Source organism: Candidatus Hydrogenedentota bacterium, assembly GCA_019695095.1.
Taxonomy (GTDB): Bacteria; Hydrogenedentota; Hydrogenedentia; order Hydrogenedentales; family SLHB01; genus JAIBAQ01.
In genome coordinates, this window is sequence record JAIBAQ010000166.1 from 1 (window position 1) to 12,933 (window position 12,933).

Consider the following 12,933-nt stretch of genomic DNA (forward strand, 5'->3'; position numbering starts at 1 on the left):
GCGACGCATTCATCCGAATGCCGAGCGTCCGTTTAGATGTCCCTATTCGCCTTACCTGCCGATCATGGGAATCGTGATGTGTCTGATGCTCATGTTCTCGTTGCCGTCGAGCAACTGGGAACGGCTGCTGGGGTGGTTGATCATCGGCGGTCTCATATACGTCTTTTACGGGCGGCATCACAGCGTCATGGCGAAACGCCGCGCCGAAGGACAGTCGTAACCCAAGACGAAAACGGGGTTTCGCTGTGCCGGGACAATCCAGCCCTATTTCTTGAGAATGCCCCCGCGCCCTTGACTCAGGAAGATACCCTTCAAGTTCATCTTTAGTTCTTCGGGATTGTCGGAGTTCCACTCCGCTTCTTCCTGCGACACAAGCCCTTTGTTGACCAATTCGACCAGACACATGTTGAAGGTCTGCATCCCTTCTTCTTTGCCGCCGCCGATCACATTGGGGATCAGCTTGATGTTGTTTTCGCGAATGAGCGCGGCAATCGCAGGATTGCTGATCATCACTTCCACGGCCGGAATACGTCCTTTGCCATCCTTGGACTGAAGCAGACGTTGGGAGACGCAGGCGCGCAACTGCAGCGACAACTGCGAGCGCACTTGGGCATGCTGGTTGGTTGGGAACAAGTCGATGATGCGGTCAATGGTCATCATGGCGTTGGTCGTGTGCAGCGTACTGAACACGAGGTGACCGGTTTCCGCCGCCGAAATGGCAGCCTGGAAAGTCTCCGCATCTCGCATTTCACCAATCAAGATTACGTCTGGATCTTCGCGCATGGCTGCGCGAAGCGCCGTCGAGAAGTCGCGCGTGTCGATCGTGACTTCGCGCTGACTTACGATGCTCTTCTTGTTGCTGTGCAGGTACTCGATTGGGTCTTCGAGCGTGATGATGTGGCAGCGGCGGGTCTGGTTGATGAGGTCGATGATAGATGCCAGCGACGTAGATTTACCACTGCCTGTCGTCCCGGTCACGAGAACCAGACCACGCGGCATTCGAGAGATCAATTCCAGACTTGAGGGAAGGTTGAGCGTCGCGAAATCGAGGATCTTACCCTTTACATGACGCATGACAATACCAACGGAACCGCGCTGCATCATGCAGTTCACACGAAATCGCCCAAGTCCTGGCATACTAAGGGCTTGATCCGCATCTCCCCCATCCATGAATCGTTTCTTCTTCTCCTCGCTCATGATGTCGTCGAGAAAACGAACCGTGTCTTCAGGTTTTAGAGGTTCTGCGTCAATGAAGCGAATCATCCCATCGATACGAACCGCAGGCGGACTGCCGACGGTAAGGTGTACGTCCGAAGCGCCATTCTTCACGGCATAGCTCAAGACTTTTTGTAGTGTGAGCATATACAACGACTCCCGTTCTGAAGGGTATCCCCTGCATGCGACTATAGCAGACGGACATCGCACTCACCAATGACTAAGTTATTACGCGCCGCAACGGCGTTCGCCGGGGGCAGAGGTTCCTAGCGAATATGTTGCCAAGTGGAAGTCCCAAATGAGCTTGGGCAGCCACCAGGGTCATGGATCTGAGCGAAGTGGAACTGAAGATTGATTGCCTCTAGTACAAATGCGATGGCAAATTGCCCGTTTGTTCAATATATTGGGCCGCAACATTTTGTATTGCATACATATAGACACTCTGATACAATGTGCACGACATATTGTATGGGCAGAAAGTGTGGGGATGGACACTACCCATATCTTGTGGTCTGTAGGGGGACCGGTCCGGTCTGCGAGCCCATGGAGGGGCATCGTCAAGGAGAGGCCATGAAGACGCGCAGCGTGCTGGTCTATCTTCCAGGGTATCTGTCTGATTTACAGGCACTTACGCCTCAGCGCCTACTCGCGCAGGGTGCAGGTGCGCTACAGGATTCGGGCCACGAAACCTGGATTATGGACTTAGGGACGACCGATTCGCTGGAGCGGGTCGTCACGGAGAGACTAGCGAAGTATGCCCGGCGAGTCGCGGAAGGATTGTTCGACCGTCCGTCGCGATCGGCGCTGGAGACGCTGCATTTGCTCTGGCAAGTGCGGTTGGCCGACAACGAGTACCGCAAACGCCTGTCTACCCTTGCCTTGGAAACAGCCACACGCCTCGCCGCGTTCAAGGGCCTGCACTTTGTTGCCTTCTTCATAAAGACTGCGGATGATGTTGCCCCTTGTCTGTGCATGTCAGAACTGGTTCGCCGATTACGGCCTAAGTTGCGTTTGGTGGCCTTTGGTCCGTTTGCAGATGCGCACCGTTCATCCCTTCTGCAGTTGCTGCCGGATATCGATTGCCTCTGCGCGGGCGATCTGGAAGTTGCACTTCCCGAATTGGCAGAGAGGATTGACGCAGGACACCACTGGGCGTCCGCCCAAAACCTGGTATCGCGTCGAGAGAACGACAGCCCTTCGAAGACTCCTGCTCACGCTGCTAGTTTTACGGCGGGGACATCTCCGGTTTACGATTGCAGCGTTTACCCTGCACTGACGATTCCTGGTCAGAAACTGCGACTGTTTGAGATCGAAGACGCGCGCGGCGGCCCTGCGTGCGGTTTCGGTTTGCCTGGCGGTGAGTCCCCGCTTCGCCTCAAACCGGCAAATGTCGTTTGCACGGAACTGTGGCGTTTGGGCGCATCGTACGGGGCCGGGGCATTCTATTTCTCAAGTCAAAACGTGCCCGCTTTTCACATGAATAACCTTGCGCATGAATTCGTGCGCCGTAATCTTTCTTTGACCTACTCGCGCCGCTCGTGCGTTGCGCACGGCGAGGCTGTCGCGTATTCGGCTTTACGGGCTTCCGGGTGCGTGTCGGTTGTATTTGACATACACTCCGGCAGCCAGCGACTGCTGGATAGGCACTATGGAACGCGCGCAACCGTTACCGGTATTGAGCGCGCGGTGAAAGCGGCAAAACTGGCCAAGTTGTTTACGATTTCGCGTTTGACCTATCCCTGCCCAGAGGACGATTACCACACGAGTGCCGAAACCGTGAGGCTCATCGAACGCACGAAACCGGATTCGGTGACGCTCCAGTATCCATTCTTGGCGCCGGGCAGCGAGTGGTTTCGCAAACAGTCCACATTTGGATATCACGTGAACACGCTGGGATACGCGAAGGTGTCCATTGAGAATCGCAGACAATTCCCGTTGCCCGACATGTTGTGGCGCAATCTGCCTTTTCGGGTGGGCAATTTGAGCACAAGCGAAGTGATATCGGCTCAAACCTCATTGGGAGAGGAGATTTCGGCCAAAGGCTTCTCCGTGTCCGGTTCGGACTTTCTGTTGCGCGCCATCCGTCTGGCGGGGTATACCGTTAGCGACGCGGAACTCGTTCGCCGTACGCACCGTGCGTTGGTGGAGGGGGACGTGACCACAATTGGCAGCTTCTTGGAGCAATACAACGAAGCGGTGTGCGCGTCGGCAAAACGCATTGCGTTTCAACGGCAAGATGGACTGCGACCCGCGGTCGGGAATTAGGCAATGTCAGTAGAACCCATCGTAATCACTGGAACAGGCATATTGGCCAGCAACGGACTCGGGCGGGAGGCATATTGGAATTCGCTTGTGCAGGGGCGCTCGGGAATTCGCAAGATTCAACGGTTTGACCCATCAGACCTGCCTTGTCAAATCGCCGGCGAGCTTTGGGATTTCAATCCCGAGGACTTCATGCGCAAGCATGATGTGAGAAGGTGGCATCGGCATGTTCACCAGGCGGTAGCAGCGGCCAAATTGGCCGTGGAAGACGCGCAATTCGAGTCCGCCAAATACGATCCAGACCGGGTGGCCGTGGCGTTTGGCACAAGCGCCGGTTCGCCGGACGAGTACTATTTTACGCATCGCGAAGCCTTCGAGACTCGGGGCTGGAAGCACATTGACCGAATGGCCTCGTCGGCGACATCGGCACATGCCGCAACTGCCAACGTGAGCGCCGAGTTGAAGTTGCGGGGTCCTGCCGCAACCTATTCGAGTGGTTGCGCGGTTGGACTCGACCTCATCAATTGGGCAGCGACCCAATTGCGGAGGGGATTGGCTGATGCGGCATTGGTGGGTGCAACTGAGGCGCCCTTGACACTGTTGACCTTGGCGGCAACGTGCTCCATGGGGATCTTGTCGTCGCGAAACGACGAGCCGGAGAAGGCCATGCGACCGTTTGACCGGACCGGTGACGGCATTGTCTTGAGCGAAGGTGCCGGGGCAGTGATTGTGGAACGCTTGGGGCATGCCAAAGCCCGAGGAGCGCGCATACTTGCGGAAGTCGTGGGTTATGGGACGTCCACGGAAGGTCAGAACCCGTTGCTGATTGACAAGGAAGGGGCCGCCCTGACTCGTGCCATGACATCGGCTCTGAAAGAGGGCGGATTATCGCCGCAGGATATCGACGGGGCCGTATGCCACGGCGTAGGCATCAAGATGTACGATCGGAGCGAGGTGCGCGCCTATAAGCAGGTTCTGGGACAACAGGCATATCGCATTCCCATCTCCGCGCCCAAGTCCATGACCGGGCAGCCGTATTCGGTGGGCGGTATATGGAGCGTGGGCGCATCGTTGCTGACGATGGAGCGAGGGATTATCCCACCGACCATCAACTTGGAGGAGCCCGACCCGGAGTGCGATTTGGATTTTGTGCCACTGCGCGCGCGCTACAACGACATACGCACGTCGCTCGTCACGGCACTGAGTTTCGGTGGCAATCACAGCGCGATGGTCCTGCGCAAAATGAACTGAACAGATGGAATTGAAGATTACATCGACTTTACTTGTACTTTCGGCGGCATCGTCGCTCGCGATGGCCGTGCTGATGCTGGTAAGGAATCATCGAAGGGCCACACACGTGGCCTTTGCCGTATTGTGCACGCACTTGGCTGCTTGGGCGCTGTGTGTATTGGCCATCATTCACACCAGAACCGAGGAATCGGCATCGTTCTGGATTCACGCGACGTTCATCGTTGCCAGTTTCATCCCGGCGACCTTCTATCTCTTTATTGGGTATTTCCCAAAAGGGAAATTTAACGGACTCCGTGGCCTTTTGGCGTTCCTTTTTGTGACCGCCGCAGGTTTGGTCGTGTGCTCATTGATCAATAGGTCATGGTACATCGAAGCGCTCTTCCTGAGTCCCGATCCGTCGCATCATGTCGAGGTACAGTACGGGCCGATATTCCAGATATTCGTGGCAGATTTCTTCTTTTCGTTTATAGCAGTCCACGTCAATCTGATTAAGAAGTTGCGTCAGGCATCGGGAATTGCGCGGCGACAGATACAGCACGCCCTGCTTGGCGTCTTCTCGTTGGCGCTCTTCAGCGCGCTCACGAACGTACTCGCGCCGATGCTAGGAGTGCGGACTCTGGAGGCCTACGGTCCGGTATTCGTAGTGCTCATGATGGCCACATTCGCGTACGCGATGATCCGCTACCATCTACTGGACATTTGGGTCATCATTTCGCAGACGACTGTGTACGCGATTGTGACTGGTGTGGTAATTGTCATCTTCTTGAGTTCGATTTCATTGGTCCATTGGGCTTTCCGTTCGGCAACAGGCCCTGGCGACATTCTTCCAACCGTGTTGGCAGCGCTTGTCGTCGCACTTGTCTTACAGCCGCTCAAGGAGCAAGTTCAACTGATTCTGGACCGCGTAGTCCTAAAGCGGCACTACGATGTAAAGCATTTGCTTGCGCGGACGAGTCAGATGGCAGCCGAAATCGTCCAGTTTGATCGCCTTCTCAAGTCTGTTTGCGATGACATTCAGAAGACTGTGGGGGCGTCCATCATACGGGTGCTGTTGGTTGACGAGAAGCACGACGATCTATTGACGATTGAGTACTCGAGCGATCCCGAGGAACAGGGAAAGACTACGCGGGAATTCGCACTGCTGGCGGACTATGTCCGTGCGCACCCAGGACCACTGGTGCTGGAAGAGCTTGTGCACGCAAGACTCACGGAAGAGCGCGCCCGTATCGCGGAGATTCTTGCTGAAAACGACGTGTACCTTTGTCTGCCTCTGAAGAGAACCACGGGACTCGTGGGAATCATGACGCTGGGGCAAAAGCGCTCGCACGACATTTACACGGTGGATGACGTCGTGGTGTTCACCGCGCTGGCGACGCCGCTCGCGACAGCCATCGAAAATGCGCGGCTTTACAAGCAGCTTGAAGAGGCGAATCTGCACCGTTCGCGAATTCTGAGCAGCATGCGCGGCGGCGTTGTTGCCGTCGATACGGATGGCCGCGTGACCATGGTTAATCGTTGTGCCACGGATGTGCTTGGCCCGATTGCCGTCGGAAAGACCATACAGAGCGTCAATCCACAGGTTGCCCGGATTCTTGAGCAGACGATTCGCGACCGCCGGGCCATCGGGGACTACGAGACGATTATTTCGCACGCCAACGGGGAGAGAGTCCCCGTGGTGATTTCGTCATCCTGTCTCACGTCAAGCGACAATGAGTTGACCGGGGCCATGGTTGTTGTGTACGACCTCTCGCAAGTGAAGCGGCTTGAGCAGAACGTACAGCGCGCCCATCGGCTATCCTCCATCGGCACGTTGGCGGCGGGAATGGCGCACGAAATCAAGAATCCGCTGGTTTCCATCAAGACCTTCACCCAACTTTTGTTGGACCGTTACAACGACCCGGACTTTCGCTCGACCTTCTCGGACATTGTGCCCCACGAGGTGGAGCGGATTGACTCGATTGTGACTCGGCTGTTGCACTTCGCCAGGCCCAAACCGGCGAGTTTTGCTCCGCAGAACCTCCGTGCTATTATCGAGGAGGTCCTCACACTGGTTGAGAACCAGACGCGTAAGGAGAATGTCGTAGTCGAAACCGAATATTCGTCGGCGCACGTGGAAGTGTACGGAGATGAGCAGCAGCTGCATCAGGTGTTTCTGAATCTGGTGCTCAACGCCGTAGATGCCATGAGTGAGAGTGCGATTCGTATCCTGCGCATCAAGGTGGAGCATGGCCATATGCGGTTGCGCCGACATGGGTATGATCCGCTACCCGAAGTTGAGTGTGTGAAGATTTCGGTTTCGGACACCGGCTGTGGGGTACACAGTGACAGCTTAGACCGGATATTCACGCCGTTTTACACGACGAAGCACGATGGAACGGGACTGGGGCTTTCGGTTGTGCACGGCATTGTTACGGAGCATCAGGGCGACATATATGTAGAGAGCGCCCCGGGCGAGGGTACAACGTTCATAATCACATTGCCCCAAATCGGCTTGCTGGCCGAGATGCGGGGCGCATAGGGAATGAATGTAGTACTGGTCGTTGCGGATGATAGGGGTATTCGGGAGGCATTAACGGTTGCCTTGCAGGATACTTGTCTGGTGCTTACGGAGCAAGGGCTCGAAGAGGCCCTGCGTCGACTTATTTCGGTTCAGGCGGAAGCCATAATTCTTGATGATACGCCGTCCCTTGGACTTGGGGCCGTAAAGCGGCTCCGTCAGGCCATTCCACAGGTGCCCATTGTGGCGCTCTCTTCCAGGAGTGGACCGGAAATCCGGGCTGAGTTTATTCTAGCCGGGGCCAGGGCCAGCCTAAGCAAACCTTTCTCATGCGATGACCTCCTGGCAACGCTGAATGAGATCTTCTCACACAGCGCCGCTCCGGCACTGGTTGAGCCGATGCCAGCGGACCCCGTTGTCACTTCGCCCGGTTTTACGCAGTACCAAACGTGCATGCGCTGGCTCAATCGCGCTATGAACGAATTGGATGACCCTGCCCGTCTGAACCAGATCCTTGGCGACGCGATTGTGGATATTTTCGATCCTGTGCGGAGCGCGGTATTGCGGGAGCGCGACGGAGCCGTGTATGTCGCGGTCAGTCAAGGCATTTCGCCCAGCGTCACTCGGTCGCTTCGACTGGATTTCTCAAGCGGTTTGTTGCGCTGGTTTGAAGAGAACTCGTGTCTCATCGACCGCCTTGCCGCGCGAATCACAAACGCGGTGAGCAAGGAAATGCAGTTGCTGGGCGCGAGACTAGGCGTCCCGCTTATGTGCGGAGGCCATGTTGTTGGCGCGTTGCTGGTCGGCGAGAAGGGATCGGGACGCGACTACTCCTCCGAGGAGCGGGAATTGTTGGCCCTTTTCGGGCGCGGAGCAAGCACCGCACTGGAGAATGCGGTACTGCATCGCAGCGTAGCGCAGCAGCAGGGCCACTTGAAGGCCGTGATGGCCCATATCACTTCCGGTGTGGTAGTCATCGATAGCGCTCGCAATATCGCCATGATGAATGAGAGCGCCGAGCGCATACTCCAGATACGCGCAGGTGAAGTGCTCGGACGCAGCGTTCAGAAGCTGGGTTCCGGATTTGCGGACGTGGTATTGCGTGTGCTCGCCGAGAAGAAGCCGCTCCTCCGTCAGGAAGTGCGCGATCCGGCAATAGACGCCACGCTTGGACTGAGCGCCGCACCGGTGGCGGATGACGGCGTCGTGGTCGTGTTCTCCCGGCTCCCGCAGGAACAAGCACAGACCGAAGACGTCTCGTACAGCCCCTATTGGGAATTCCTTTCGGCGCGTGTGGCGCAGGAAATCAAGAACCCGCTGGTGGCAATCAACACGTTTGCCCAGCTCTTACCCCGGAAATACGATTCCGACGAGTTCCGGGCGCAGTTCGCGGAAGTCGTGCAAAAGGAAGTCAGCCGCATTAACCGGGTGGTGGAATCTCTGTTCGACTTTGCGCGGCATCCCCGCCTGGTCATGCAGAGCATCAATCTCAATGAGACGATCAATCAAGTCCTGGATACTTTTGTGGACAGGGCGCGGGAACAGCACGTTTCTATCGTTCGCGAGTTGGATTCGTCGTTGCCGCGGATCGAGGTGGATCCGCTGTACTTCTCGCAGGCCCTCTGCAATGTTGTCCAAAACGCGTGTGATTCGCTGACGACCGGCGGCACCATCCGCGTGGTTTCTCAGAAGAAGGACGATTGGTACGAGATTATCGTCACGGATAGCGGCAGCGGGGTCGCCGACCAGGCCGCGCCGCTCGTATTCTTGCCATTTTTCGGAACGCGCGAGCAAGGAATGGGGTTGGGTCTTACGGTAGCAAGCCGGATTATGAAACAGCATCACGGAGACCTTAAGATGCTGACGGGCCACCCAGGCGGAGCTTTTGCATTGCTGCTTCCCGCGCGCACGCGGGTGCACGGTGAGCACGCCGCCGGGGCCAAGATCGCCAGTGGACACTTGACCTCAGGAATTGTGAATGAAGACTATTCTCGCCACGGATGACGAGCCAAGCGTACGTGAGGCGTACCGGCTCATCCTGAATACGAAGTATCGAGTTCTTCTCGCCGAGGACGGGCCAGCCGCCCTGAAGATCATCGAGAGCACGCACGTCGATCTGGTTATTCTGGACTTGGTCATGCCCAAGATGGGCGGGCTCGAAGTCCTGGATGAAATTGCCAAGCGCGACGCCACAATACCGGTAATCGTAGTCACGGCTATTAAGTCCGTCAGTTCGGCCGTAGATGCGATTCGGAAAGGCGCCAAAGAGTACATCATTAAGCCTTTCGACGTGGATGAGTTGGCGCTAACCGTCGAGAGAACACTTGCCGGCCAGCAGAAAGACATCGAGCTTTCGATGCTGCGCGAGGCTGACTTCGCCGGCTTCGAGTCCATTATTGGCGGCAGTTCGGCGCTGCTGCAGACGCTGGCGTTAGCGCGCCGCGCCATGCAGGTGGACTCCACGGTCATGATCACCGGTGAGAGCGGAACAGGTAAGGATCTCCTGGCTCGGGCCATACATGCTGGGGGAAGCCGCGCAAAGAACCCGTTCGTGGCGATATCGTGCTGTGCCATTCCCGAGCAACTGGTTGAGAGCGAGTTGTTCGGTCACGAGCGCGGCGCATTTACCGGCGCAAACGAAAAACGCGTTGGGAAGATGCAGGTCGCGGACAAAGGAACGCTTTTCCTGGATGAAATCGGCGAGATGCCCTTGGAGGCACAGGCGAAACTCCTGCGTGTGCTTCAGGGCGGACAGTTCTACCCCGTTGGAAGCACCAAGGTCATTGAGGTGGATATCCGATTCATTTGCGCCACGAATCGCCACCTGAAGGAGTGCGTTGAAAAGGGAACGTTCCGGGAAGACCTTTACTATCGCATCAATGTGTTGCATATAGAGATGCCGCCGCTGCGCAAACGCCGTGAAGACATCCCCAGCCTGGTCAATCACTTCATTGCCAAACACAAACCGCGCGTCAATGCGCAGGTACAGCGGTTCACGCCCGAGGCCATGTCGCGGATGGCGGCCTACGACTGGCCGGGCAATGTCCGCGAGTTGGCCAACGTAGTCGAACGTATTCTGGTGATGCACAGCCATGAACGGGAAATCCGTCCGCAACACTTGGCGGGGATAGTCACGCCGAGCGCACCCCAACAGCACACTGCACTCCAGGAACTCGAGGGATTGCATCTGGAGGAGGCCGTAGCTAGAGTTGAGCGGCACCTGATTCTACGGGCCCTGGAACAGTCCAGCTTTATTCAATCCCGCGCCGCGGAGGTCCTGGGGACCACGCGCCGAATTCTGAAGTACAAGATGGATTTGCTGGGCATCGAATCCAATTCCTCGGAGAATGCCGAGGTCGGTTAGTCCGCAGTTTGCACGGGTGCAATTGAGGCTAGACGCTTCTCACAGGAACAGCAGAAGAGTTGTTCGCCGTTCCTATTGTTCAAGTGTCAAGAAATAGGACAAACCCGGTTGTATTCACCGGCAAGTCTTTGCTGGCGGCAAATCCCGGATGAATGATGAAACGATTTGGAGAGATTGAATGAGCGTCACGGTTGTCGGTTCGGTTGCATTGGATGATGTGGAGACTCCCCACGGGCGGAACGTGGATGGCCTTGGAGGCGCGGCGACGTATTTTGCGATAGCCGCCGCCAATTTCTCGCAGGTCAACATGGTCGCGATAGTCGGCGATGACTTTCCGGCGCAGCATATCGAGCTGCTTGAAGGAAAGGGCGTCAATCTGGACGGACTGGAGCGCGCGAAGGGAAAGACGTTTCGCTGGGCGGGGAAGTACCACGCCAATCTCAATGACCGCGATACACTCGATACGCAGTTGAATGTCTTTGAGCACTTCCATCCCAAGTTGCCTCAAGCTTCGTGTGAAGCTCCGTTCCTGTTCCTCGGCAACATCCATCCCGGTTTGCAGCTTGAGGTGCTGGAGCAGGCTAAGCCCAAGTTCATTGGGCTGGACACGATGAATCTATGGATCAACATCGCATTGGAAGACCTGAAAAAAGTGCTTGCCCGCGTCGATGCGATCATTATCAACGATTCAGAGGTCAAGCTACTTACGGGGGAGAACAACCTGATTCGGGGCGCCAAGGCCGTGCAGGCCATGGGACCACGCATCGTGGTTCTGAAGAAAGGCGAGCACGGCTGTCTTCTGCTCACCGAAAATGACCTCTTCTCCGCGCCGGCGTATCCATTGGAGGAAGTCGTTGACCCGACGGGTGCGGGGGATACGTTTGCGGGTGGATTCATGGGGTATCTCGCAAAGAATGAAAACACAAATGCCGACACGCTTCGACGTGCGGTCGTTTACGGGAGCGTGGTGGCGTCGTTCACGTGCGAGAAGTTCGGACCGGACCGCTTGGTCGAGATTGCATCCAAGGACATCGAGCACCGCTTCAACGAGTTCAAGAAGTTGGCTGAGTTTTAACACATCGTTCTTGCGCATCAAGTCTGGAAGACTGCGGGGGGCACTCAGCCTCCCGCAGTCTTCTTTTGCGTTCTTTTCGCAAGCATAGACGTGATGCAGGCTACTTCTTGGGGGAAGGCTTGGCAGGCGCAGGCATCTCGGAGACGGACTCGGCAGTGATTGCGTGTTTATCAGCCGACAATGTCCCCTTTAAGATGACTTCCTTTCCACTGAGTTTCTCGATTTCGGCGGTCTTGGAGCCTTCGACGGTCAGCGATTTTCCGTGCAGATCATTGATGGCTTTGCCGTCAGACCCTTTGGCAATCGCCACCATCACCGTGCAGGATTTGACGTCCTTCCCGTCTTTCTTCTCGGTCTTGCACAAGGCTTTCCCGTGCACTTCCACTTGTCCCGGCGCGGCTTGCGCATGAGCCAGTGGGCTGATTCCAAGCATACAGACAGCCAATGCCAATGTTGCTACCAGAATCGTTCTCGTGTTCATCGTACGTTCCTTTCGGTTGTGTTTTGGTACCCACCTAATGCCTGCCGAAATACAGTTCGGACTGGCAGGACCAAGAGTGTTTTTGTGCGCGACATGAAAGCGTTATGGGGATGTGACTCGAAAGATGTGCGTCGAGACCACTAACGCTGTCTGATTCTCCTATTGCCGCAAGAGTTGGAATCGTCTTTGAGATTTGCTCTCAGCGGCATAGGAGCATGGAGAGTGCCAGCATCCAAGCGGATCACTGATCTTTCGGCGAGACTTTCGCAACCCGTGGACGTGACTTGGGTTGCGAACCAGCTTTGATTGAGACAACTTCTCAGCGATGAAACGACAACGTTTTCCGGTTCACCCTAATTGGGGTATCGCCAGCCAAATTGAGGTCTGCAAAGATGCAGGCGGTCTGCAATTCACCGAGAAATCGGCGCGGCGACGTATCAATAGCCGCTCGCACACCCATCTTTACGAGGGTCGGAACCGCCGAACCAGCGTAGCGGATCGTTGGCGCGCCAAATTCCTTGATAGCCGCCAAATTCTTGAGACCCACCCCGAATTTCGTGACCCATTTCGGCGAGCTGTTGCCTAACAGCGTCCGGGATGAAGCGTTCGCAACCAACGCTTCCACCAGCCTTCATCTTGCTGCCATCCGGATCGGAACTGCCGTCGTGATTGACTCGGGGCTGATCACCCGCCTGCTGCACCGACATTCCAAAATCGATGATGTTTGCCAGAACTTGGACGTGCCCCTGCGGTTGGAAATCGCCGCCCATGACGCCAAATGAGAAGAC

The 12,933-nt window shown here is 56.3% G+C and carries 10 protein-coding genes; 7 read left to right on the plus strand and 3 right to left on the minus strand.

All coding sequences use genetic code 11. The features are described from left to right. Nucleotides 1-220: amino acid permease (locus K1Y02_20415; protein MBX7258737.1), on the plus strand; the 220-nt coding region annotated here is incomplete at its 5' end. A 44-nt stretch (nt 221-264) separates the two neighbouring features. Here the strand turns inward: K1Y02_20415 and K1Y02_20420 are convergent. Beyond that, nucleotides 265-1,362, minus strand: a complete 1,098-nt coding sequence (locus tag K1Y02_20420; GenBank protein MBX7258738.1) for a type IV pilus twitching motility protein PilT — start codon at nt 1,360-1,362, stop codon at nt 265-267. A 423-nt stretch (nt 1,363-1,785) separates the two neighbouring features. Between K1Y02_20420 and K1Y02_20425 the strand changes: the two genes are divergently transcribed. From K1Y02_20425 to K1Y02_20450, 6 genes are all read left to right on the plus strand, one after another. Continuing rightward, nucleotides 1,786-3,480, plus strand: coding sequence for a hypothetical protein (locus tag K1Y02_20425; GenBank protein ID MBX7258739.1), 1,695 nt, complete (start codon nt 1,786-1,788; stop codon nt 3,478-3,480). Between the two features lie 3 nt (nt 3,481-3,483). Then, nucleotides 3,484-4,728, plus strand: coding sequence for a beta-ketoacyl-[acyl-carrier-protein] synthase family protein (locus K1Y02_20430; GenBank protein ID MBX7258740.1), 1,245 nt, complete (start codon nt 3,484-3,486; stop codon nt 4,726-4,728). A 4-nt stretch (nt 4,729-4,732) separates the two neighbouring features. Then, nucleotides 4,733-7,246: a GAF domain-containing protein gene (locus tag K1Y02_20435; protein MBX7258741.1), complete on the plus strand. Its 2,514-nt coding sequence runs from the start codon at nt 4,733-4,735 to the stop codon at nt 7,244-7,246. A 3-nt stretch (nt 7,247-7,249) separates the two neighbouring features. After that, the gene (locus K1Y02_20440) at nt 7,250-9,229 is read left to right on the plus strand and encodes a response regulator (protein MBX7258742.1); all 1,980 of its coding nucleotides are present in this window, start codon (nt 7,250-7,252) and stop codon (nt 9,227-9,229) included. Next, nucleotides 9,204-10,589, plus strand: a complete 1,386-nt coding sequence (locus tag K1Y02_20445; GenBank protein ID MBX7258743.1) for a sigma-54 dependent transcriptional regulator — start codon at nt 9,204-9,206, stop codon at nt 10,587-10,589. The genes K1Y02_20440 and K1Y02_20445 overlap by 26 nt, the downstream gene beginning before the upstream one ends. A 178-nt stretch (nt 10,590-10,767) precedes the next feature. Further along, nucleotides 10,768-11,664, plus strand: a complete 897-nt coding sequence (locus K1Y02_20450; protein MBX7258744.1) for a sugar kinase — start codon at nt 10,768-10,770, stop codon at nt 11,662-11,664. Nucleotides 11,665-11,764: 100 nt separating this feature from the next. On the opposite strand, the gene K1Y02_20455 is transcribed toward K1Y02_20450, so the two are convergent. After that, the gene (locus K1Y02_20455; GenBank protein ID MBX7258745.1) at nt 11,765-12,145 is read right to left on the minus strand and encodes a hypothetical protein; all 381 of its coding nucleotides are present in this window, start codon (nt 12,143-12,145) and stop codon (nt 11,765-11,767) included. Nucleotides 12,146-12,582: 437 nt separating this feature from the next. After that, on the minus strand, nt 12,583-12,933 hold a 351-nt coding region (locus tag K1Y02_20460; protein MBX7258746.1), incomplete at its 5' end, for a gamma-glutamyltransferase family protein.

Excerpts from the sequence above, each read along its gene's own strand:
- K1Y02_20455 (MBX7258745.1), bottom strand. The coding sequence starts at position 12,145 with ATGAACACGAGAACGATTCTGGTAGCAACATTGGCATTGGCTGTCTGT.
- K1Y02_20450 (MBX7258744.1), top strand. The coding sequence starts at position 10,768 with ATGAGCGTCACGGTTGTCGGTTCGGTTGCATTGGATGATGTGGAGACT.
- K1Y02_20430 (MBX7258740.1), top strand. The coding sequence starts at position 3,484 with ATGTCAGTAGAACCCATCGTAATCACTGGAACAGGCATATTGGCCAGC.
- K1Y02_20445 (MBX7258743.1), top strand. The coding sequence starts at position 9,204 with ATGAAGACTATTCTCGCCACGGATGACGAGCCAAGCGTACGTGAGGCG.
- K1Y02_20435 (MBX7258741.1), top strand. The coding sequence starts at position 4,733 with ATGGAATTGAAGATTACATCGACTTTACTTGTACTTTCGGCGGCATCG.
- K1Y02_20420 (MBX7258738.1), bottom strand. The coding sequence starts at position 1,362 with ATGCTCACACTACAAAAAGTCTTGAGCTATGCCGTGAAGAATGGCGCT.
- K1Y02_20440 (MBX7258742.1), top strand. The coding sequence starts at position 7,250 with ATGAATGTAGTACTGGTCGTTGCGGATGATAGGGGTATTCGGGAGGCA.
- K1Y02_20425 (MBX7258739.1), top strand. The coding sequence starts at position 1,786 with ATGAAGACGCGCAGCGTGCTGGTCTATCTTCCAGGGTATCTGTCTGAT.